Below are 21038 nucleotides of genomic sequence, written 5' to 3' on the forward strand. Positions count from 1 at the left end.
TAGTGCACCCCGGGCGCTACTTCTTCATGGAGATGGTCACGACCTTGGCCGTGCCGTTGACCACGAATTTGCACTCGTCGAACCCGGGCGCGGCCAGCTTGGGGCGCACGTTGTTGGAGAAGGCGTAGGGCTCGGTCGGGATACCCATGAAGTTCTTGTCGACTAGGTCGTTGTCGTTCATGTCTTGCGTAAGAGCCACAGCCCACTCGCCGTGGGGCAAATCGATGGGCAGGGAAATCTGCTTGCTGCCGGCCGGCTTCACGTACTTAAGCAGGGTATAGCTACCACGCTTGAGAAAATTCTCCTTCACATTGTAGAAGTAAAGCTTCACCGTGGCCTTGGTGGAAGGCAAATCGGTGACGACGACCTGGACCAGCGCCGTGTTGGTAGGCGGCGTGCCGGCGCCGAGCAGGACAGTGCCCGCGGCCAGAAGAGCTACTTGGTGAATTTTCATGGTTGCAAGTAGACGAGGTGAAAAGAGCGAGAAACAGAACGGCCAGGCAGAAGCCTGATTAGCAAGATCGTCAAATGGCCGCAATCTGTCAACTGCCGGGTGGCCCGGTGGTGCCTTTCTAGACACGCCCCTACCGGAATAAGTTTCGCCGGCCCGGCGGCCCGGCCCAAAGCCGACACCGGGCAATGGTGCTTTTCCAGCGGCCCGTATCTTTGGATAGCCGTAGCTGCGGGCTCCGCCGCGGCTATGGCCTTTTTCTATGCAGCTGCAAACCCTGATTGACGAGCCCCGAATCTACATTGGCCACGATGCCCAAAACCAGTGGCTGTACACCGACTGGAAGGGGGAGCATACCCAGGATTCGTCCCAGGAATGCTGCCTGCTGCTGCTAGATTGCCTGCGGGCCTGGCCCTGCGCCAAGGTGCTGAACGATAATTCCAGCATCACCCGCACCACGGTGGAGCTCACCGAGTGGGGAGCCTGGTGGCTGCAGGAAATGCGGAGCGCCGGTCTGCAGTACGTGGCCTGGGTGTTCCCGCGCAATTTTGCCGCCCGCCAGGCTACCGAGCAGGTATTGAGCCATATTACCCAACCCGTGGTCAGCGGCTTCGACGACGTGGCCTCAGCCTACGTGTGGCTCCAGCAACAGCCCGTGCGGCCCAGTTGAGGCGGCGAGATTAAGCTTTGCCGGCAGCTACGCCGTAGAAAGACCATTGGGCGGTTGCGCGCCGCCCCTGCGTTGTATCTACTGACCGTGCTACCATGCCTGCCACCTACCAAAACCCCATTCTCGACGAGGATTTTCCGGACCCGACCATCATTCGGGCCGCCGATGGCTACTACTACGCCTACGGCACCCAGACCAAGTACCAAGGCCAGATCATCAACCTACAAGTGGCCCGCTCCCGCGACTTGGTGCAGTGGGAGCTGCTGCCCGATGCCTTGCCGCAGAAACCGCAGTGGGCCTCGGCCACGCAAAAAATCTGGGCGCCCCACGTCACTGAGCACGCCGGCCGCTACTACCTGTATTATTCGGCGTTGCCCAACGGCACCGATACCTACTGCTTAGCCGTGGCTACCGCCGACCAGCCCGCCGGGCCCTTCACCGATATTGGTCAGCCCCTGCAGTGCGGTCCGGGCTTTGTGAACATCGACCCGATGGTGTTCGACGACCCGGCCACTGGCAAGTGCCTGCTCTACTGGGGCTCGGGCTTCGGGCCACTGCTGGTGCACGAGCTGGCCCCCGACCGGATTTCGTTTGCCGAAGGCAGCCAAACCCAAGAACTGGTGCAGCCCGTGCCCGATGACGACCCCGACAACTACCAACGTCTGCTGGAAGGCAGCTGGGTGGTGCTGCGCGACGGGTGGTACTTTCTTTTCTACTCGGGCAACAACTGCTGCGGCGATGATGCCCACTACGGCGTGATGGTGGCCCGCTCGCGCCACGCCACCGGCCCTTTCGAAACCCTGGCCCAGGCTACGGGCAAGGGGCACAGCATCATTCTCGAAACCAACCGCCACTGGCGCGCGCCCGGCCACAACTCCATCGTGACCGACGCGGCCGGGCAGGACTGGCTAGCCTACCACGCCATTGACCCCCAACAGCCTACTTTCGATGCCATCGACGATGCGCAGGGCTACTCCCGCCGCGTCATGCTGCTCGACCGAATAGAGTACCACGACGGCTGGCCCCGCATGGCAACTGCCGAGGCCCCGTCGCGCACGCCGCAGCTTGCCCCAGCCACAGAATAGGCGCGCTGGGCTATTTCTTATAGCGAAGTAAGTATGTTTGCCGCGCAACTCGCCTAGTGCAACTGGTGACTTTGCACATGCCGGTTTCGGCCGGGCTTTGGTTTCCTTTTTTCACCCAACCTTATTTCGCGTTCATGAAAAATTTCCGCCCGCTGCTCACCCTGACGTTGTTGCTGGTGAGCCTGCTGTCTGCCTCCCTGAGCCAGGCCCAGACCACGCCCGCAGCTCCCGCCGCCAAACCCGCTCCCGCTAGCCCGGCCGCTACGGCCACCGGCAAAGTTGGTGGGGCCAACGTGACCATCAAGTACAGCAGCCCCAGCGTGAAGGGGCGGCAAATCTACGGCGGTCTGGTGCCCTACGGCCAGGTGTGGCGGGCCGGGGCCAATGAGGCTACCACCGTGGAGTTCAGCAAAGACGTAACGGTGCAGGGTAAAAAGCTGCCCGCCGGTACCTACGCCTTTTTCGTGATTCCGACGGAAAAAGACTGGACCGTTATTTTCAACAAAACCGCCAAGCAGTGGGGCGCCTACAAGTACGATGAAAAGCAGGATGCCCTGCGCGTAACTGCCACCCCGCGCAAAGCCGCTACCATGGCCGAAAGCCTGGCCTACGACGTAACCAAGGATGGCATCGTGCTGCGCTGGGAAAACCTGGAGCTTCCCGTCGCCATCAAGTAACGCCCTACTTTTCTGAGCTATTAAAAAGCCCCCACCGGAGTATCCGGTGGGGGCTTTTTTGATTTAGAGCCAGTCGGTAGGAGCCGGCTCGGCGCTGAGCCATACTTCGGTGCCGGGCGGCACGTCCAGGGGCTCGGTAAGGTGCAGCAGCAGCGCGGGTTCGGGCCGGGCCGGGGAGCCGTCGGCGTGGGAGCGGGCCACTTCCTCCACGCTGGCCGTGGTAGAGTAGTGCCGGCCATCAGCAAAAACCAGCTCGACAGGCAGCGTCGTGTACAAAGCGAAGCGGCGCAAGGGTTCAGCGGCCTGCTCCGCCGGACTGCGAACGAGCACGCCTAGGCCAGTTAGTACAAAGCCGGAATCAATGGTCAGGAGCTTTTTCAAGGGCATAGTGGCTAGAACTTCTCAAAGCGGCATACGGCGCGGAGCATCTCATGGGCCAGCGCCTGTTGTGCAGCAAGCCCGTGGCGGACTTATAACGGCGCGAAAAGCCCACCCTTGCCCGAGGGTGCTTCTGCGCTGCCAGCCGGGTTGGTTAGCCTGTGGTGGGTAGCTGTCTTTCAGGCTGTTTTCTTCGGCAACGATGCCGGCATCGTTGCCGGCATCGTTTGCATAACTTTAGGCAGGGCTTGGTCTTGTTAAATTCTCATTTACTGGAACTTAAGGGTAGGTTTGTGCAAGACCGATAATCCGGTTGCCGTCGGCTATTCCCCCACCCAAAGTTCCCGAGTATGAAGCAGTTGTTTACTCTGTGTTTGATGTTGTTGCCTGTTGCTCTGCGCGCTCAGGCGCTGACCATCTTGGAATCATCCGGTTGGCTGGAGTCGGCGTATGTAAAGTGGCAGCCTGTGGCCAATGCGCAAAGCTACAATGTGTACTACAGCGGTAACGGCGTTGTAAACCTGAAGATAGACAACCAGCTGATTCGGAGCTACGGCTCCTATTACCGGGCCGATGTGCTGGGGCTTAGCCCAGGGGCGTATACGCTTAAGATTGTGCCCGTCACCTCCGGGGTAGAAGGCTCTGCCACCGTGACCAGCGCCCTATCGGTGCAGGCTCAGGACCGCACTGGGTTTGCCTTCAGCAATGGCCGGATTCCGGGAGCCTACAACGCCGACGGGACCGTGAAAAGTAATGCGGTGATTCTCTACATCACCCAAAACACCAAGAATACGGTTTCACTCAACGTGAACGGGGCCAGTGCTAACCCGTGCGTGGGGCTGCAAACCATCCTCGACGGTTTCAAGAAAGGCAAGGACACCCGGCCGCTGCTCGTGCGCATGGTAGGAGCCATTACCGACCCGAGCTACCTATTGAGCGGCGACTTGGTTATCGAGAACAACAACTTTGCTTCCAGCTACATCACCCTCGAAGGCGTCGGCAACGATGCCGTGGCCAATGGCTGGGGAATCCGGGTGAAAAATGCGTCCAACGTCGAAATCCGCAACATCGGCACGATGAATAACGACAGTGACGAGGGCGACAACATTGGCCTGCAGCAGGACAACGACTACATCTGGGTGCACAACGTCGATTTTTTCTACGGCCGCGCGGGCAGCGATGCCGACCAGGCCAAGGGCGACGGGTCGCTGGATTGCAAAAAGTCAACCTACGTGACCTTCTCCTACAACCATTTCTGGGATTCGGGTAAGTCGAACCTGCTGGGCCTGAGCGAAGCCACCACCCAGGGGCTCTATATTACTTACCACCACAACTGGTACGACCATTCGGACTCCCGGCATCCGCGGGTGCGCTACTATTCGGCCCACGTCTATAATAATTACTACGACGGCAATGCCAAGTACGGCGCTGGCTCTACCCTGGGCTCCTCCGTATTTATGGAAGGCAATTACTTCCGCAATTGCAAGTACCCGATGCTGACCTCGATGCAGGGCACGGACGTGTATAATCCGGCTACGCAGCGGAACGACTACACGAACATGCCTATTTTCTCGAACGAGAACGGCGGGACTATCAAGGCATTCGACAACTACATGGTAGGGCAGCAGCGCTTTGTGCCCTACGGCGCGGCCGGCTATCCAAATTCTACGGTTGACTTCGATGCGTACGTGGCAGCAACCCGGGGCGAAGTAGTGGGAAGCACCGTCGTTGCGGCGTACGGCAAAACGGCCTACAACAACTTCGATACCAACCCGGCCGTCATGTATACCCATACGCCCGACGCCCCCGAGGCGGCCAAAGGCAAGGTGATGCAGTACGCGGGGCGCGTCAAAGGCGGCGATTTTCAGTGGACCTTCAACAATGCTGTCGACGATGCCTCTTCTGCCGTGAATGTGCCTCTGCAAACGGCGCTGGTAAACTATACTACTGGGCTGGTTTCGGTGCAGGGCGACGGTCCGGCAACTGGCGGAGGTGGGGGCGGTACTGGCGGTGGCGGTACTACGGCGGCCGATATGGTCCACAATTTTACCACGGCCGGCACTACCAGTACTTTTTACACCATCACCGGCAACCTTTCTACTTCCCAGGGCACGGTACAATATAACGGCCTGACCTTGACCCAGTGCCTGAAGCTGGAGTCGTCAACGGCTATTGCCTTCACGACCACCGCTGCCGCCACCTTGACGCTGGTATTTAATGATGCCTTCAGCGGAACGGTAAAAGTAGACGGCGTAAACCAGACAGTAAGTGCAGGCCGGCTGACAATGACATTGCCGGCTGGCGCCCATCAGATTGCCAAAGGCACTACCGCCAACCTGTACTACATGAGTACGGCCTACGCGACGCCCTTGGTCACCCGCAAGCAGCAGCTGCAGGCCATTACGATTTACCCAAATCCGGCGGCCGATGAAGTGCTGGTGGGCTGGAAGGGCACGCGGGAATTTTCGCTCTACACCATCACGGGCCGTCTGGTGAAAACCGGAATCACGAATCAGCCTTTGAACGTGAAAGACGTTAAAGCAGGCTTGTATCTGATTCTGATTCGAGACGAAGAAGGCTTCCTGCGGACGAGCCGTTTGTTCAAGCAATAGCCAATAAGCAGCTGTTGAAAAGACGCAGCCCCTACCTGGAAACCGGCTTTCCAGGTAGGGGCTGCGTCTTTTAGCGGACTAATCATACTAACGTCGGGCCAAACAGACCGCTCAGCCCAAGTCAGCCACCGCTTACAAATTCTTGAGCCAAGCTTGACGCAGGGCTAACTGGGCCGGGGTGGCGTCGGGTAGCACGGCCAAGTCGTAGCGCTTGATTTGCTCCCGCTGGATCAGGCGGCAGCGTACTTTCTTTTCGGTACCGGCCCGGCGCAGGGTCAACTCGTACTCGTCGCCGGCCTTGCGGGTTTGCAGCTCGGTTAGCGTGGGTTTGAGAGAGGCGGGCGTAATGGCGGTGCCGTTTGCGGCCACCAACTCGTCGCCCACGGCCACCCCGCAGCTCTGCCAGGTGCCGGGTACTTCAGTGAGCTGCACGGTGTTGCCGACAAAGCGGTACGACGGATTATTAGCTCCCAAGGCTACTACTTGCTGGCCTGTATGCAGCACCGGCGTGTAGCGGATGCCTACTTTGGCGTAGTACTCCTGCAGGGGCAAGGGCTCGGCCTGCTTCACGTAGCGAGTAAAAAAGTCCCCGATTTCGGGATAGGTCAGCTTGGTAAATTCCTCGAAGAAGTTTTGCTCACTGAAGGGCTTGTCGGGACCGTAACGTTTGGTCAGCTCGTTCATCACCTCGCGCAACCCGCGCTTGCCGCCGCTGAGCTCCAGCAGGCGCAGGTCGAGCAGGGCCGCGGTGAGGGCGCCGCGCTGGTAGATATTGCCGTACTGCTGCTGGCCTTCGTCGGAGAAGGAGTTTAGCCCCAGCTTGCTCAGCGAGTAAGTGGTGTCGGTCCGGGTTTGGGCGTAGGCCACTTTGCCCGACATTTCCTGCAGGTATTCCTCCAGCGTGACCAGGCCGCCGCGCAGCTTCATCATGCCCGAAGCCCACTCAGTAGTGCCTTCATACAGCCACAGGTGCTCCGAGCCGGTGGGCTGCACAAAGTTGAACTGCTCGATAATTTCGGAGTGAATGTTGAGCGGCGTCACGACGTGAAAAAACTCGTGGGCAGCAATACTGGTAATCTGGCTGGCCGACTCGGGCGTGAGCGGAGTTTCGCGCAGCACGTACTCCGAGCTGTAGGAATGCTCCCAGGCCCCGGCGCTCTGGTCGTCGAAGTGGTAGAGGAAGGTATAGCGTTTCACCGGCAACTGCACCAGAAACGCCTGGGCCGCCTGCAGCATCTGCTGCATGTAGCCCAGCAGGGGCTCGGCCTTGACCTGGTCGGTTTTGGAAAAGCAGTACAAGGCTACTTCCGCGTCGCCGAGCTTGGTGCGGGCCTCCGTGAGCCGGCCCAGCAGGAAGGGCGAATCTACGGCGTGGTCATAGCTCTTGGCCGTGTAGTAGCCCTGCTTATCGGTGGTCAGCGGGGTTCCTACCTTCCAGTCGGCGGGGTAGTTGAGCTTGATGCGCAGGGGCCGGGCCTGCCAGCCCTGCAGATAACCAAAAACACCCTGGCCGTTGAGCAAGGCGTGGTCAGTTTCGAGCGAGGTGCCGCACATACGGTACACGCGGTGTTCGGTCACAGGCGTATCCCAGGTTTCGGCAATGGTGTAGCGGATAAAACGGGTTTTCTCGGGCTGCAGCAGCTGCCACTGGTTTACTGAGGCCTGCTTTACTTCCAGGGGCTTATTCTGGGCGTCGAAAGCTTCGAACTTGCGCACGAAGCGGCCAATATCCATGACCTGGTAGGTACCTGGCGCGGTGGCGGCAAACTGGTAAATGCTCTGTTCCTTGCGCAACTTAGGCACTTCCAGCTGCACCTGAAACAGGTTGGCGTCAGTTTTGGGGTCAATGTCGACGGTGTAGGTCAGGACTTTCTGGGCCTGAACCAGGGGAGCAGTGGCCAGCAGGAGGCCGCCAGCAAGGGCTGCGATGCGCGAAGCAATCATTCGAAAAGCGAAAAGGATAATAGCCTAAGGGATGCGGAAAAGTACGCAAGTGTTGCTTCTACCCCAGCGCTGCGCCGCACCACGTGCCGGCTCGGGCCACGCTACCACCGGGCAGGTTTGCTAGCTCGTCGGTGATAGAGTAAAAGTCTAATTGAACTAAACCCGCTTGGAGCCCTTATGGGCTTTGGGCCGGGCGCTGTGGATGAGCTCTAGGTGTGAATGGTTGCTCTAGGCTGCAAGATGGAGGCAAAATGATGATTTGATAACAGGATTTAATCTGTAAATAACAGTAATAAGCTAATTGATTGCGGGTTTTTTTGTACTAATAAAATATAGCTGTTGCACCGGTTATTGTCTGGCAAAAGTTTGTTTCGTTTCATTGTATACCTATTGCATACGCCGCTCCATTTCCAATCCTTCAACCCATGTGCTATGCAAGCAATTTGTACTATTTCTCTCACCCGCGCTGCGAAGCGCTGGCAGAAAACTTTGTGGGCCGTGGCTGGCGGCTTGCTGCTGTCCTCATCTTTGCAGGCTCAGGTTACGCCCCCGGCTTTTCCACGTAACGAAACCTTCAAGGGCAACTCTGCCTCCAACTTCAGCTTCGGGGGCGTAGCCCGCCTCACCGGCACCGGCGGCACCAACGACCCGGTGGGCAGTGGCTACCTGCGCCTGACCGACGCCGTGGAGAACCAGGCCGGCTACACCATTGACAACGTGGGCTTTCCTTCGTCGGCGGGCTTCACCATCTCCTTCGAGTTCTTTTCCTACGGTGGCACCACGCCCGGCGCCGACGGCTTCAGTGTTTTCTTGGTCGACGCCGATCAGCCTAGCTCCGGTTTCCGCATCGGTGCCACGGGCGGCTCCCTCGGGTATGCCCAGAAAACCGTGAACCCTCTGGCCGATGGGGTGTCCAAGGGGTACATCGGCATTGGCCTCGACGAGTTCGGTAACTATTCCAACGGCTCTGAGGGTCGCTCGGGCGGCAACGCTACGCTGGATGCCAACGGCCGGGTGCCCAATGCCATTGCCATTCGCGGGGCCGGTGATGGCTCGGCTGCTACCGACTATCCTTACCTGACCGGTACCGCGCCCGGGGCCCTCGACTTCTCCCTGGACGTGCCTTCCGTACGGGCTCAGGCCGGCTCCGACGATTACCGCCGCGCCTTCATCGACGTGGTGCCTACCACCGTCGGTACAGTCACGACCTACCGGATTTCGGTGCGCATCCAGCATGGCAACTCCATTCGGACGGCCATCGACAATTTCGTGGTGCCCACGCCGCCCCCAAACCTGCGGCTAGGCTTTGCCGGCTCCACAGGCGGCAGCACCAACATCCACGAGATTCGCAATCTGAATATCGTGCAGGTGCCTTTTGCCAATACCGACCTGGCTACCACGCTCTATAATGCTCCCGTAACACTAAACGTACTCAGTAACGACGTGGCCCCCGGCAGCAGCATCGATGTTACTTCCGTTGATCTGGACCCCAGCACTGCCGGAATCCAGCCTACGTTGAACGTGCCGGGTAAAGGCCGCTTCACCGTGGATGATGCTGGTGTTGTGACCTTTACGCCCTCGGGTACGTTTGCCGGTACGGTGATAGTGCCTTATACCATGCGCTCCATCCTGGGAGAAAACTATACGTCCAGCCCGGCCAACATCCGCGTTACGGTACAGGGTGCCGACGTGGTAGCGGCCATCGGCGGTCCGTCCTCGGCTGCCCGGGGCGCCGCAGTAACTTACTCGGTAACGACCTCCAACCGCGGTGCCACGACGGCCCTCAACGTAGTGCCCCGTCTGCAATTGCCCGCAGGCTTGGCCACGTCGGCCGTGACGGCGCCCAACGGTAACTACGACCCGGCAACTGGTTGGGTAACCTACAACACCATTGGCTCTCTGACCAATGGGGGAGCAGCAGTGGTCAACACGGCGGTTTTCCGGGTGACCAACTCCCAGCCTGCCTCCATGACCAACCAGGCCGCGGCCACCTCCTCCGTACCCGACCCAGACCTGAGTAACAACACCAACTCAATGCTGACCAGTATAGGAGCCCCGCTGCCCGTGGAACTTACCTCCTTTACCGCTGCTGCCGATAAAGTGGATGCCGTGCTCGACTGGAAAACCGCTTCGGAAAAAAATAATGCCCGCTTCGAGGTAGAGCGTTCCTTCAACGCTACGGATTTCCAGCGTGTCGCGTCCGTAACCGGGCATGGTACTCCCACGCGGGAATCGGTGTATCAGCATCGGGATGCCCAGGTGGGCCGCTCCGGACGGCTGGTGTACTATCGGCTGCGGCAGGTAGATACCGACGGCGAGGTTTCGTTTAGCCCCGTACGCACTGTGCAGTTTACTACTGCCCGCCCGCTGGCCATTGCCGTGTATCCTAACCCCAGCACCGGCACCGCCACCCTCGACCTAACCGGCCTGCCCGCCGGGGAGTGCCAGGTGCAGCTCACCGACCTGACCGGCCGGGTACTGCGCCGCTACGTGGCTGCCGGAGCTCAGGAGCAGCCGCTGGAAGTGGCTAATCTGGCACCGGGTGCTTACCTGCTGCAAGTGCAGAGCGCGACAAAGCAACTGGTGTTTCCGTTCGTGCGGGAATAGAATAACCCGTTAGAAAAGAACAAAGCCGCTGGCACTGCCAGCGGCTTTGTTGCGTTTAAGAAGTAGGGGCAGCCTTGGCCGACAGTGGGTAGTGGAACCGGCTTTTTCAGTGACTCGTGGTCCGCAACGAAGCCGGTATGCGACGGCGTTGCCAAAACTCACGTCAACTAGGCGGCGTACCCTACAAACGTTCATCACCCGCGGAGCCGATGCCCGCGTTAGCCAGTTTTAACCTATGTGCGGTCGTTATACTTTTACCACTCCCGTTCCCGTGATTGAGGAGCGTTTCGACGCCAGCTTTCTGGAGCCCATGTCGCCAACTTATAACGCGGCCCCGTCCCAGCAATTGCCCATCATTACCAACTCCGAGCCTGGCCGGATTCAGCTGGTGCAGTGGGGGTTGCTGCCGGGTTGGGTAAAGGATGTAAAAGCCGCGCCCAAGCCTATCAACGCCCGCGCCGAAACGCTGGCTGAAAAGCCTTCCTTTCGGCAACTACTACAGCGGCGGCGCTGCCTAGTGCTGGCCGATAGTTTCTACGAGTGGCAGCAAACTACCCCGGCTAAGAAAGGACCCAAAACGCCCCACCGCATTTTATTGCGCAACGAGCAGCCCTTTGCCTTCGCCGGCCTCTGGGATGAGTGGGTTGACCGTTCGTCGGGGGAAGTGGTGCCTACGTTTACCATCATTACCACCGAGCCCAACGAACTGATGGCCTCGCTGCACAACCGCATGCCCGTCATCTTGCCTGACCGGCGGGCAGAGTTGGCTTGGCTCGACGATGGCTCTTCCGTGACGGAGCACCAAACGCTGCTGCAGCCTTATGCGGCGAATTTGATGCAGGAGTACGTGGTAAGCACGTTGGTCAACTCGCCCGCCAACAACGACCCGAGTGTACTGGCTCCGGCAGCTTAGGCTACGGCGGTAGGCGGGGCCGGCATGGGCAAAATGCCTAACCGCTTGTACGCTGGCCGCGACTTGCGCCGCTTCCGTCGCTTGGCCGCGTCGCGGTTAAAAATCTTGGAATCGGTTAAGCCCTCTGTTACGGTTGTCGTTGAAGCAGCCGCGTTGGAAGTAGCAGCCATTGTCATTGCGTCCGCTGCTTCAACACTGCTTAAAGCGAAGAGCAAGAGTAGAGAAAGTGTTTTCATAGTAGCTGAGTAGGAGTGCGTAAACAATTAGTAGCAGTATTCGAGGGTAATAATATCGATAATAATGGATAAGCACAAATTAAAAGAGGTTAGTTTAAATAAATCCCTCCTGTTGTGGCGGAAATTCTGCGGCAGAGTATAAAATGTGAAAACTGAAAGCCTAGCGGCCAAACAGCCCACCCCGGTGGTAGCGCGTGCGGTTACCTTTGCGCCGCTTCTTGTACTTGTACTTTTTGCGCTTAAACAGACCCCAATCAGAAACCGTGGTAGCGTCATCGTTAACAACAGTGCTGGTAGAGAGTAGATTAGTAGTAGGCGAGCTAGCTTCAGCTGGAGAGGAAATGACGACCAAAGTGAGAAGGAGGGCGAAAAAAGTTTTCATGTTGGTTTGTATTATGATTTGATGTTTTTGTCTTTTTGTGATGCAATATTAGACAATGATATGGGATAGATGCAATAAATATGTATCACATAATAATGTGAAAGCAAAAAGCCCCGTTGGTCAGGACGAATCCAAACCAACGGGGCTCTTAAGAAGGAAGTAAGAGATTAGTGGCCCTGGTGCTCCTGGCTGCCTTTGTTTTCCTGGTTGCCTTTATTGGCCGTAGCCTTGGCTTTAGGTTCTTTTACTGGCTCAGCAGAAGTACCTGCATCATCGGCCGCATCATCACCCTGGTTTAGGGAGCGGTTGACTACAACTACCCCAACCGCAGCAATGGCGGCAATACCTAGGATAAGCTGAGTGGGCGTAAAGCGTTGAGCCGCCTTTTTGAGCAGCGTGCCCCCGTGACGCAGCAGGTCGTCAATATGGTCATGGTCGCCCTGAATAAGCACGTGGTAGGCGCTTTCGAAGGTGCGAGCCAGATCTTCGGGCATAATTTTCTCCAATTGTTGTTCCATTTGGGATTCCATAGCGGAGGTGTAGGTGTTGGTGGAAAAGTCGGTACAGAGTAGCGTGAAAGCCACTGAGAAGCCTGTACGCAAAAAGTCCAGGGCAGGCTACACTTTTCATTTAGCAATTAATATTTACCAAGTAGCAGCTCAACCATCAGCCCGACTATTAACGGACAGTTCTTCCAACTTCAATATCCTGCTTAGGGCACTGCTCATTAGCCGAAAAAGGCGAACTGCCTAGCCCACCTATCTAGCAGTAGTCGAGATGCCGTACAGACTGCAAGAAGGCACAAAAAAAGCCCCACCGCAGGAGTGGAGCTTTTTGTTGAGAAGGCAGGATAAAGGGCCTATTCGTACACTTTCACCACGAACACATAATCCTGCAGCTTACGTATCTGCTGACGGCGTGAAGTGCCCGCTAGCTGGTTGGAGCGGGGCACATTATATGGCTGGGCCGTACCGGCATTCGACAGCGAATCCACCAACCGCATCAGATACGACGATTTGGTGGCAAACGCGGCGCTCTGCATATCGGCCTGCCGCCCACTGATGATGCCAATCAGGTTGCCGCGGTCATCGAGTAGCGGGCCACCACTGTTGCCTGGGTTCACCGGAATCGAAATCTGGTAGAAGGCTGTGTCACCTTCGAAGCCCGAGCGGGCGCTCAGGGAGCCTTCGCCAAATACTACGTCTTCGCGCGGGTAGCCCAAAGTGAACACCTTCTCACCCAAATCGGCGGTGCCACGCTTGAAAGAATATGGCAAGCGGCCAAAGCCATTGAATTTCTGATCCTTAATACGCAGAATAGCCAAGTCGTGGGCCACATCGGTAAATACCGGCTCGGCGCGGTAGCGCTGCCGGTCCCGACTTTCAATCAATAGCGAGTCGGCACCCTGAATGACGTGGTAGCTGGTTACCAGATAACCGTCGGCGGTGAGGGCAAAGCCCGTGCCGCTGAACTTGCCGGGGTTGGCTTCGGCCTCGGGCTTCGCGCCGTCAATCTGGTTGATGGCCCGGTTCATGGCTTTCTGGGTCTGCTTGATGCGCTCCACTTCGCGGCGCAGCACGGTGTAGCCGTACAGCGAGGGGCGCTGGGCCGTGCGCCACCACTCGAGGCCGAGCAAGGTGGCGAATACAGCCAGTACTGCTACCGAAGCAGCTACCATGGCTGTGGCGCGGTGTGCTCCCCAAAATGCGCGCAGTTTCCGCTCCATAGGCGAGATATACACCTGCGGCATAACGGGGTTGCCGGTTTCCACCGTTTCCCCTTCCAGCCGAACGGCTGCTTCCGCATCTATATCGGCCTGGATGGCGTGAAGCTTCCTGCGCGTAGCCAGCCGCTCACCGTAGCTGTGCAGCGTACCGGTTAGCTGGGTGAAGTCGGCGAAATTTTGGGCAAAGTTTGGATCCGCGGCCAAGCGGCGCTCCAAGTCGGTGCGCTCCCCAGCCGATAACCCACCGGTCTGGTAGGCCTCGAATAAAGCGTAATAGTCAGCTTCCGTTTTCATAGTCTGGCGCAGAGTGGGTGCCCTGCTTGCTTCCCGGGGCCGGCTAAAACGATTCTTCTTCCTTGTAGTGGGCGAAAAACAACTTTTTCAGGCGTACCAGGCACTTGTATTTTTGATTCTTGGCATTGTCGGCATTGGTATAGCCAAACTCCGCCGTAAGCTGCTGCATAGACTTATCCAGCAGGTAAAAGCCTTCTAAAAGCGAACGACAGGGCTCTCCCACGCGTTCCAGGGCCTCGCTCATCGTCGCGAAGCGCTTGTCACGCTCCTCGGCCAGGACCAAATCGGCCTCGGCACCGGTTTCGAGGTAGGGCTCATGGTCGTCGAGGCGGCCGCCGAAGCGGGTTTTCTCGGCGAGGCGCTTTAGCCAGAGGCGGCGGCACACGGCGTAGAGGTAGGTCTTGATCTGGCAGCTCAGCTCCAGGGAGCCTTCGCGGACTTTTTCATAGAATACCATCACGCCCTCCTGGTACACATCCTTGGCCTCGTCTTCGGTTCCACTGTTTTGCAGAACGTAGTGCAAGACCATCGGCAGGTGCAGACGGTAGAGCTGTGCCAGCGCCCGGTCGTCGCCCTGGCGGATAGCCGCCACGAACTCTTCATCGGTGTAGGAAGGAATTCCCTTACCCATTCGCTTTGTCGGTTAATACAGTGCGGGCCCTTTGGTAACCCGCGAAAAATATTTTTTCTACAGTCGGGTTACCTTCTTAAAAAGACGGTATGAAGGGCGTTTTTCAGACTAAAATTTTCCAAACGTAACACCAAAATGAAGAATCTCCTGAAGGTTTCTGCCCTGGCTCTCGTATTCGCTACCACGCTTGCTTCGTGCGAGTCGAAGACTGCTGAAACCACCGAGACCACGACTGTTGAAGCTCCTGCTACGGAAGCTACCACCACTACTACGGATTCGGCTTCGAGCACGACTATGTCGGCTGACACCACGGCTGCTGCTGCTCCTGCTGCTACCACCACCGAGGCTTCGACCACCACGACCACGACCGAGCAGAAGTAATTACGCGCCAGCTTTGGCTGGCTTGTATTCTGCAAACGGCCCGATTCTCCAGCTGGAGAGTCGGGCCGTTTCTGTTTGTCAGGGAGTTAGCGCAAATTATAATACTTAATAGATTAAATATTTAATTATTTTAATGCAATATTTGTGGCTGCATTTTCTCAAGCTATTGTTATCCGCTTTGCCCAAGTCTATCCTTCCCAATCCTTCGCCCTCCTCTTTCTCCGACCCGGAAGAAATGAAGGTAAGTGGTGCACCTGCTTCGGCTTTGGCCTCACAGGAAGCTGAGCTTTCGTCCTCCCCAGCCCGGGTGTTGGCCGTGGGCGAATATTTGGTAGGTGATGCAGAAGACACCTTGCTAAACGGGCACCCAGATATCCGCTACTAAAGTCTGTTAGAGCTTTTCTTCAAGCCATAGGAAGCCCGCGCCCAACGCAAACACTACGAAAAACCACAAGGCCGGGTATGACTCCCAAACCACGACTCCTGTGTCGGCAACCGCGACGGGTAGAGTCGTGCGGAAACGGGCTGCCGCTTGCTGACGCAATGCTATTTCTGGTCCTAACCAATCGTGTGGGCCAAACACGTAGAAAGAAAAGACTGGTTGGGTTGGCAGGCGCAATGCATGCCAACCCGCCGTGCGGGGCCAAAATTGTCCGATTTTCCACTCGGGTAGTGCTGCCTGCTGCTCTAGGGACAATACCGTTGTAGCAGTTGGAGGCGGGCCAGAAACCTCAGGGAACGTAACCGGGAAGGAAGAGGACGTTAGTCGTAGCTGCGTTGGTTGATCGGGGCGGGGCCAGGTGGTTAGCAACTGCCACTGGGCCTGCGGTGGCCGGGGGCGGGTTGTCGCCTGCAGCAATTCGCTCCAGAAGCTGGCGTATGTAGCCGTAGAGCCTTGCAAGGCCCAAGGAAACGTTTGGGCCAACACCGATACCGTAACCGAGCCCAAGCCCAGGCGCTGGGCAGCTACCACCGGTCGTTGTTGCTGGTCGGTCACTAAAGTCCGGGCAGTGGCACTCAGGCGAAGCGTAGCCGGCAATAGGGCAGTAGCCGGCGCGGCAGCATCCGGCCACTGGATGGGCTGGGGCCGGTCGGTGCTACCGGCGGGGCGGGGTAGTACGGTAAAGCTGGCGCGGGCAGGCAAGGCCCGGGGAAGGGCTGCCGCATCGGCCAATACCAGCAGGCCGAGGCCCGTCGTGCGTACTGCAGCCGCCAAGGATAGAGTTTCACTGGAGGAAAGGGACCCGAGCACGGCGGCATCGACCACAATGGCATCGTAGCGGGCCAGGGTGGGACTGGTAAGCCGGCTTAGGTCGTGGGCGGGCTGGTTCAGAAACTCAGTTTGGAGCAGGCCCCTGCTAATACCCGTGCGGAGGGCCACGCGGTGTTGCTGGGTGCCGAGGTAGTTTTTCAAAAACTTAAACTCAAACGACGCGGTGCTGCTCAGAAGCAGCAGGTGCAAGGGCTGGGGAGTGGTTATTGTCAGGGGTACGGGCTCAGTAGCTACTAGCTTGCCGGCGCGGCGAGCCCGAAGCTGGTATACCACAGGGCCGGCGACTTTGGGCAATACCCGCAGTTGGAAAGGACCTTGCCCCGTTTTGAGCAGTACCGAATCGGTGGGGCGGCCGGCACCGTGCAGGCTAACCCACACGGGCGAAGCGGCAGGTAAGTGGGCCGCAAATGTACCGGCTACCCGCAGCGGTTGGCCAAGCGCCAGGTAGCGGTTCCATACAGCCTGCTGAAAGCCTGTGAAGGGCTGGCTACCGTGCAACACCAGCTTCAGCGGGCCCAGATTCGACAGTTCCTCCGGCGGAATACCTCGGCCCAGCACGTGAAGGCGACGCAGGCCAGGATGTTGTTCCTGCAGGAGCTGCAAGCTGGGCAGCGTGGGCGTATCCGAAGCCGTAACGAAGCCCAGGCGCCACACTTTGGTAGCCGGGCCCAGGAGGCGCACTACTTGCTGCAGACTATCGGGCTGGTAGCCGGGTGTGAGCAGCACCGCTTCCTGGCGAGCCGCCGGCACACTATGCCGGGGCGGATAGGCAGTAGCCCACAAGCCTAGTACGGCCAGCCAGCCCGCGCCCAGACGCAGAAACAGCCGCTGACGGTTGGGCCGGCGCAGCGCGGCAACGGTCAGACCCAAGGCCAGCAGCAGACAGAAAAGCAACAACAGATAGTATGGGGCGGATTGCGACATAGGAAGGACAAACTACCGGCTTAGCTCCTGGAAATAGCGCCGGGCCAGCCGGTCGGGCCCGAGCGGGCGGCCGGGAGCCGCGGGCGGCGGCGAAAGCAGGTCCGTAAGGGCCGATTCGACGGTGGCAATGCAGGGTTGGCACGGGGCAGCTCCCCCCGAATTTCGGTGGCCAGCCGCCGCAAGTGGCGCACGGCCGATAAGTAGCGGCCGGGGTTGCGCAGGGCTGCCTGGGCTGCGGCTGGGCTAGCTTGCTCCAGAATTACAGCCTCGGCCGGCTTCACGGCCGTCCCTTGGCGCAGGGTCGAGAGCAGCCGTAGTGCCGCCTGAATGGTAGGCTGCGTAGCGGGGGCGGGCAGCTGGGCTTGCAGCTTGGGAGTAGATGCGCCCTGCAGCTCCCCGCTGAGCCGGGTGGTCGATTCGGGAATGACGGGTGGCTCGAAGCCAGATTTGCGCACGTAGAGGCGGGTTTGCTGCTGTACTTGCTTGAGCAGACGCAGCGCGCGGTACTCGTAGGGCAGGGCTTCGGCGGGACGGGCAGTGCGCAGGCGCAGCTCGGCTTCCCACATTTGGCTGAGTACGCCACGGAGCTTGGCTTTTACAGCGGGTTCCAGAAAGTCGGCGGTTTCGGAGTCGTCGTGGTGGTGTACGTAGGGGTCGAGCAGGGCTGCCGACTCGGCCGTGGGAGAGGCGTCGGCAGCCGGGGCGGTGCCGTGCTCATGCTCATGACCGACTTCTTCGCCTTCGGCGTGGGGCGCTTCACCGGCATGGTCATCGTCAGGTTCGGCTACGGGCGGGCGGGTGGCGCTTTGCCCGAAGCTTTCTTCAAACTCTTCGCCCAGAAACTTGCCGTAGCGCAGGCGAAGCACTTTCTGGTCGTGGCCCAGGTCGTTGGAGCGGGTGGTGAAGGAGCTGGCATCGAGCTGTTTCCGTTCAGCCAGTAGCTTTTCAGTATCAATAATAACCTGACGCTGGCTGCGAAAATAGGCCGGCACCACGTTGACGCCCATGGCCATGTCGGAGCCGGAGTCGTCCACGGTGGTATCTTCCCACTGCACCAGGTACGTGTCGGAGCGGGTGCTGTGGCGGTTGTTGTCCCAGGCCTGCACGTAGAAATACACCTCGTCGCCGTAAGTTAGGCCCAAGGCGGGCAGGCCGAGCAGGTGGCTCAGGCTGGCCTGGTTGGGCTGTTTACGCAGGCCGCTGCTTAGGTCGGTGGCTACTTCCTTAAACTTCACTGCCTCGCCCTGACCCTGAGCTACGGTGGCCACCAGGCGGGCGCGGGTCAGGCCATAATCGTCGCTGAGCGCCACCTGCACATTTACCTGCGGCTTTTGCCCAAACTCAACCAGCGTGTAGGGTTTCGGCGTGCGGATCTGAATAGCGGGGCCCCGGTCAGGCTGTACTTCCACGGCATAATCATCGGAGACCTGGCCGGCAAAACGGATGCGGTACAGCGTAGAGGTGGTAAAGACGTGCGCCACCGTAAACTCAAGCGGCTGACCCACTACCGGCTGAAACCGCAGGCGCTGGCCCCCAACTTCGAGCTGCGGTGCCCCGCCCGCCGCGCGCGATACGCGCACCGTCCATTGCACCCGGGAGCCCTGGGGGCAGCGGAAGGAGGGCTCAGCGGCAGTAAAGCCGGGGCGGCGGGTGTAGGCCGGCGGCGCAATCTGAATGTGCGTTTCGGTAAGGCGGGCCGGCACAGACGCAGCCGCTTTGCCGGGATTTGCCGGGAAATGCAACGCCACATTCGGGCCTGGACTGGCTACGGACGCGGCCGGCTGCGGCCAGAACTTTAGGCCCAGCAAGGCCATCAGCGCCGCAGCGGTAACTGCCAGCGCCGGCGTATAGGAAACGGGCAGCAGCGCCTGCTTCTGCTGTTGCAATTGCTTTAGCCGGGTAGTTATATGCTGCCGCTGCAGTTGCTCAAGCAGGTTTAGCTCCCCATCGGGGCGCAACAGTAAGCCAGTGCTGTCTTCCAACTCCGCAAACTGCCGGTCAAGCCGCTGAGCGGTGGCCCCTAGGGGTTGGCGCCAAATCAGCCACAGCCGCCAAGCGCTGAAAGCTAGAATGGCTAAGCCAAGGCCACTCAGCAGCAGCCGGCTGCTCGGGAAGCGCTCCGCCAGCCCGCCCAGCAAACCAATAAAAGCTACTGTCGGCAGCACTACCGTAGCCGTGCGGCGCCCGTGGTAGGCCCGCTGAATCTGACGGAGCAGGCCCGGGCTGGAAGTAGTCTGGTTCGTGACGGTGCTCATGCAGTCGGCTCTTTAGCAGCGAAAGTACGGCCGGCCACCATGCGTTCCAGCCCCCAGAATAGTGCCGCCGCCACAACCAGCCAGATGCGTAAATCCGTGTCAGTGGGTGCGCTGGCGTGGTTGCTGGTATTGTTTATTGCTGCTACCGTGCCGGCAATCTGGCTGGCAGCCAACTGGCGTTGGTCGAGCGGGGCGGGGGTAGTAGGGGAGGTGGGCTGTAGCAGGTCGAGGAAGAGCAAGGGTAACTCAGGGCTGTCGGCTAGCTGGCTCCAAGCAGGGTGCAGGCGCGTGTGCAGCCGATACGCGGCGCCCTGCCCCGAGGCCTGGCGACTCAGCACCGGTCGGCCGTTGGCAGCTTGCCAGAGCATAGTCGTGCCCTGCGCTCCGGCCACAGTATCGAGGCGAGTTACAACATAGCTGGCCGGGTACGGTACTACGGTAAAGGTGGTCGGTTGGGTGACACTAGCCGGCCGGGCGTCCTGCCACAGCTGGAGCCCCCGCGGAATCTGTTGCTGCCAGGCCTCGGGCACCGGCGCATCGGTCAGCCAAAAAAGCCAGCTCAACGAAGTGCCGGTCTGGGGTGGACGGGCGGCTACGGTCAGCTCCAGCCGGGGCATGAGGCCCAAAGATGCTGCTCGCAGCGCCGCCGCCAGGTAGCGGGCATCCAGGGCGTGGCTGGCATCGTGGTACAGCCACACGCGCAGCGGCTCCGTGACTACTGGAATTCGCGCCGAGTCCGGTCCTTCAGGCTGGATAAAGCTCTGCCCAGCGGCCGACGTGTAGCGCAGCGGCGGCAACCCCGGTACGCGGGGCAGGGGCGCGTCGGCCTGGGTCGGGCGGGGTACGGTAACGGATGTAGTATACACGGCATCTTCTGTACTCCGGCTCACGAGCAGGCGCAAACTGTCGGGAGCGGCCAAGCTGGCTCCGCGCAGCCACGCCGTTTCGGGAGTAGGCAGGGGCACGGTTTGCCAACGCACGGCCGCGGGCAAAGCCGGACGGTGGCCCTGGAAATGCCGCAGCGCGGCGGAAGTATACACGTAGAGAGGCTGGCCGGGAAAGGAGTCGGCGGCCTGCTGCACGCGGGGCCAGAACGAGTAGCGGGCCGCGGCCGGAGCAGCCGCGGGCTGGGTGGCCAGCTGTTGCCAAACCGTATCCGAAACCCGGGGGAAGCGCGGGCCAAGCTGCCGCAGCACAAACCCCCGGCGGCGCAGCGAGTCAATCGTGGGGCGCACGGCTGCCATTGACTCCGACGCCAGCAGATCGGGGCTGACAAACACCTGGCCGCGGCGGGGTGGGGGCGGCTGCCGCCACACGGGGTTGGTCAGGGCCAAAGCCAAGACCACAACTACCAACAGCCGCAGCAACAGCAGGGCCACTTGCTCTAGCCTAAGGTTACGCAGGCGGCGGTTGGCAGCCGCATCGAGCCACCGGATACTGCCTACCTGCACCGTGCGCCCCGGCCGACGGTTCCACAGGTGAATGGCTATGGGAACCGCTACGCCCAGCAACGCCAGCAAACCGGAAGGAGCAAGAAAGGTGAGCAACGCGGCGAATAGTTAAAAATCGAAAGTCAGAGTAGAGCCCGGGGCAGACCGG

At 59.6% G+C, this 21038-nt stretch carries 18 protein-coding genes; 8 read left to right on the top strand and 10 right to left on the bottom strand.

The genetic code is table 11. The annotated features are described in order from the left end of the window. Nucleotides 1-16 precede the first annotated feature (16 nt). Entirely contained in the window at nucleotides 17-454 is a 438-nt protein-coding gene (locus MUN80_RS06210; RefSeq protein ID WP_244721056.1) for a DUF2141 domain-containing protein, read from the bottom strand. A 259-nt stretch (nucleotides 455-713) separates the two neighbouring features. Between MUN80_RS06210 and MUN80_RS06215 the strand changes: the two genes are divergently transcribed. The 3 genes from MUN80_RS06215 (at nucleotide 714) to MUN80_RS06225 (ending at nucleotide 2883) form a co-directional block, all read left to right on the top strand. Then, complete coding sequence (locus MUN80_RS06215; RefSeq protein ID WP_244721059.1) at nucleotides 714-1121, top strand: hypothetical protein; 408 nt, start codon at nucleotides 714-716, stop codon at nucleotides 1119-1121. 95 nt (nucleotides 1122-1216) lie between these two features. After that, nucleotides 1217-2206 (top strand): glycoside hydrolase family 43 protein, encoded by a 990-nt coding sequence (locus MUN80_RS06220; RefSeq protein WP_244721062.1) that lies wholly within the window; start codon nucleotides 1217-1219, stop codon nucleotides 2204-2206. Nucleotides 2207-2340: 134 nt separating this feature from the next. Then, complete coding sequence (locus MUN80_RS06225; RefSeq protein ID WP_244721064.1) at nucleotides 2341-2883, top strand: DUF2911 domain-containing protein; 543 nt, start codon at nucleotides 2341-2343, stop codon at nucleotides 2881-2883. A 63-nt stretch (nucleotides 2884-2946) separates the two neighbouring features. On the opposite strand, the gene MUN80_RS06230 is transcribed toward MUN80_RS06225, so the two are convergent. Then, complete coding sequence (locus MUN80_RS06230) at nucleotides 2947-3264, bottom strand: hypothetical protein (RefSeq protein ID WP_244721067.1); 318 nt, start codon at nucleotides 3262-3264, stop codon at nucleotides 2947-2949. A 374-nt stretch (nucleotides 3265-3638) separates the two neighbouring features. Between MUN80_RS06230 and MUN80_RS06235 the strand changes: the two genes are divergently transcribed. Beyond that, nucleotides 3639-5873, top strand: coding sequence for a pectate lyase family protein (locus MUN80_RS06235; protein WP_244721070.1), 2235 nt, complete (start codon nucleotides 3639-3641; stop codon nucleotides 5871-5873). Nucleotides 5874-6005: 132 nt separating this feature from the next. Here the strand turns inward: MUN80_RS06235 and MUN80_RS06240 are convergent, their stop codons facing one another. Continuing rightward, nucleotides 6006-7817, bottom strand: coding sequence for a M61 family metallopeptidase (locus MUN80_RS06240; RefSeq protein ID WP_244721072.1), 1812 nt, complete (start codon nucleotides 7815-7817; stop codon nucleotides 6006-6008). A gap of 432 nt (nucleotides 7818-8249) precedes the next feature. Between MUN80_RS06240 and MUN80_RS06245 the strand changes: the two genes are divergently transcribed. Together MUN80_RS06245 and MUN80_RS06250 are read left to right on the top strand one after the other, a co-directional pair. Next, entirely contained in the window at nucleotides 8250-10424 is a 2175-nt protein-coding gene (locus tag MUN80_RS06245; RefSeq protein ID WP_244721075.1) for a T9SS type A sorting domain-containing protein, read from the top strand. 235 nt (nucleotides 10425-10659) lie between these two features. Further along, nucleotides 10660-11337, top strand: a complete 678-nt coding sequence (locus tag MUN80_RS06250) for an SOS response-associated peptidase (protein WP_244721078.1) — start codon at nucleotides 10660-10662, stop codon at nucleotides 11335-11337. 396 nt (nucleotides 11338-11733) lie between these two features. Here the strand turns inward: MUN80_RS06250 and MUN80_RS06255 are convergent, their stop codons facing one another. From MUN80_RS06255 to MUN80_RS06270, 4 genes are all read right to left on the bottom strand, one after another. Next, complete coding sequence (locus MUN80_RS06255) at nucleotides 11734-11955, bottom strand: hypothetical protein (protein ID WP_244721081.1); 222 nt, start codon at nucleotides 11953-11955, stop codon at nucleotides 11734-11736. A 167-nt stretch (nucleotides 11956-12122) separates the two neighbouring features. Next, nucleotides 12123-12473 (bottom strand): hypothetical protein, encoded by a 351-nt coding sequence (locus tag MUN80_RS06260; RefSeq protein WP_244721084.1) that lies wholly within the window; start codon nucleotides 12471-12473, stop codon nucleotides 12123-12125. A gap of 341 nt (nucleotides 12474-12814) precedes the next feature. Continuing rightward, nucleotides 12815-13975 carry a S1C family serine protease gene (locus MUN80_RS06265; protein ID WP_244721087.1) on the bottom strand — a complete coding sequence of 387 codons (1161 nt, stop codon included), beginning with the start codon at nucleotides 13973-13975 and terminating at the stop codon, nucleotides 12815-12817. Between the two features lie 43 nt (nucleotides 13976-14018). Then, nucleotides 14019-14606, bottom strand: coding sequence for an RNA polymerase sigma factor (locus MUN80_RS06270; RefSeq protein ID WP_244676930.1), 588 nt, complete (start codon nucleotides 14604-14606; stop codon nucleotides 14019-14021). 135 nt (nucleotides 14607-14741) lie between these two features. Between MUN80_RS06270 and MUN80_RS06275 the strand changes: the two genes are divergently transcribed. Both MUN80_RS06275 and MUN80_RS06280 read left to right on the top strand, forming a co-directional pair. Next, the gene (locus MUN80_RS06275) at nucleotides 14742-14987 is read left to right on the top strand and encodes a hypothetical protein (RefSeq protein WP_244721090.1); all 246 of its coding nucleotides are present in this window, start codon (nucleotides 14742-14744) and stop codon (nucleotides 14985-14987) included. A gap of 133 nt (nucleotides 14988-15120) precedes the next feature. After that, a complete protein-coding gene (locus tag MUN80_RS06280; RefSeq protein ID WP_244721093.1) occupies nucleotides 15121-15372 on the top strand; it encodes a hypothetical protein in 252 nt (83 codons plus the stop codon). A gap of 6 nt (nucleotides 15373-15378) precedes the next feature. Here MUN80_RS06280 and MUN80_RS06285 read toward each other — a convergent pair whose 3' ends face one another. The 3 genes from MUN80_RS06285 to MUN80_RS06295 are packed head-to-tail and all read right to left on the bottom strand — an operon-like array spanning nucleotide 15379 to nucleotide 20986. Further along, nucleotides 15379-17184 carry a hypothetical protein gene (locus MUN80_RS06285; RefSeq protein WP_244721096.1) on the bottom strand — a complete coding sequence of 602 codons (1806 nt, stop codon included), beginning with the start codon at nucleotides 17182-17184 and terminating at the stop codon, nucleotides 15379-15381. A gap of 20 nt (nucleotides 17185-17204) precedes the next feature. Next, complete coding sequence (locus tag MUN80_RS06290) at nucleotides 17205-19439, bottom strand: DUF4175 domain-containing protein (RefSeq protein ID WP_244721098.1); 2235 nt, start codon at nucleotides 19437-19439, stop codon at nucleotides 17205-17207. After that, nucleotides 19436-20986, bottom strand: a complete 1551-nt coding sequence (locus MUN80_RS06295; protein ID WP_244721100.1) for a BatA domain-containing protein — start codon at nucleotides 20984-20986, stop codon at nucleotides 19436-19438. Before MUN80_RS06295 ends, MUN80_RS06290 begins: the two co-directional genes overlap by 4 nt. Between the last annotated feature and the right edge of the window lie 52 nt (nucleotides 20987-21038).

The organism is Hymenobacter cellulosivorans (genome assembly GCF_022919135.1).
GTDB lineage: Bacteria > Bacteroidota > Bacteroidia > Cytophagales > Hymenobacteraceae > Hymenobacter > Hymenobacter cellulosivorans.

Coding starts and splice junctions, on each gene's coding strand:
- MUN80_RS06275 (WP_244721090.1), top strand. CDS start 14,742: ATGAAGAATCTCCTGAAGGTTTCTGCCCTGGCTCTCGTATTCGCTACC.
- MUN80_RS06250 (WP_244721078.1), top strand. CDS start 10,660: ATGTGCGGTCGTTATACTTTTACCACTCCCGTTCCCGTGATTGAGGAG.
- MUN80_RS06240 (WP_244721072.1), bottom strand. CDS start 7,817: ATGATTGCTTCGCGCATCGCAGCCCTTGCTGGCGGCCTCCTGCTGGCC.
- MUN80_RS06255 (WP_244721081.1), bottom strand. CDS start 11,955: ATGAAAACTTTTTTCGCCCTCCTTCTCACTTTGGTCGTCATTTCCTCT.
- MUN80_RS06235 (WP_244721070.1), top strand. CDS start 3,639: ATGTTGTTGCCTGTTGCTCTGCGCGCTCAGGCGCTGACCATCTTGGAA.
- MUN80_RS06290 (WP_244721098.1), bottom strand. CDS start 19,439: ATGAGCACCGTCACGAACCAGACTACTTCCAGCCCGGGCCTGCTCCGT.
- MUN80_RS06270 (WP_244676930.1), bottom strand. CDS start 14,606: ATGGGTAAGGGAATTCCTTCCTACACCGATGAAGAGTTCGTGGCGGCT.
- MUN80_RS06285 (WP_244721096.1), bottom strand. CDS start 17,184: ATGTCGCAATCCGCCCCATACTATCTGTTGTTGCTTTTCTGTCTGCTG.
- MUN80_RS06280 (WP_244721093.1), top strand. CDS start 15,121: ATGCAATATTTGTGGCTGCATTTTCTCAAGCTATTGTTATCCGCTTTG.
- MUN80_RS06210 (WP_244721056.1), bottom strand. CDS start 454: ATGAAAATTCACCAAGTAGCTCTTCTGGCCGCGGGCACTGTCCTGCTC.
- MUN80_RS06245 (WP_244721075.1), top strand. CDS start 8,250: ATGCAAGCAATTTGTACTATTTCTCTCACCCGCGCTGCGAAGCGCTGG.
- MUN80_RS06260 (WP_244721084.1), bottom strand. CDS start 12,473: ATGGAACAACAATTGGAGAAAATTATGCCCGAAGATCTGGCTCGCACC.
- MUN80_RS06265 (WP_244721087.1), bottom strand. CDS start 13,975: ATGAAAACGGAAGCTGACTATTACGCTTTATTCGAGGCCTACCAGACC.
- MUN80_RS06225 (WP_244721064.1), top strand. CDS start 2,341: ATGAAAAATTTCCGCCCGCTGCTCACCCTGACGTTGTTGCTGGTGAGC.
- MUN80_RS06215 (WP_244721059.1), top strand. CDS start 714: ATGCAGCTGCAAACCCTGATTGACGAGCCCCGAATCTACATTGGCCAC.
- MUN80_RS06220 (WP_244721062.1), top strand. CDS start 1,217: ATGCCTGCCACCTACCAAAACCCCATTCTCGACGAGGATTTTCCGGAC.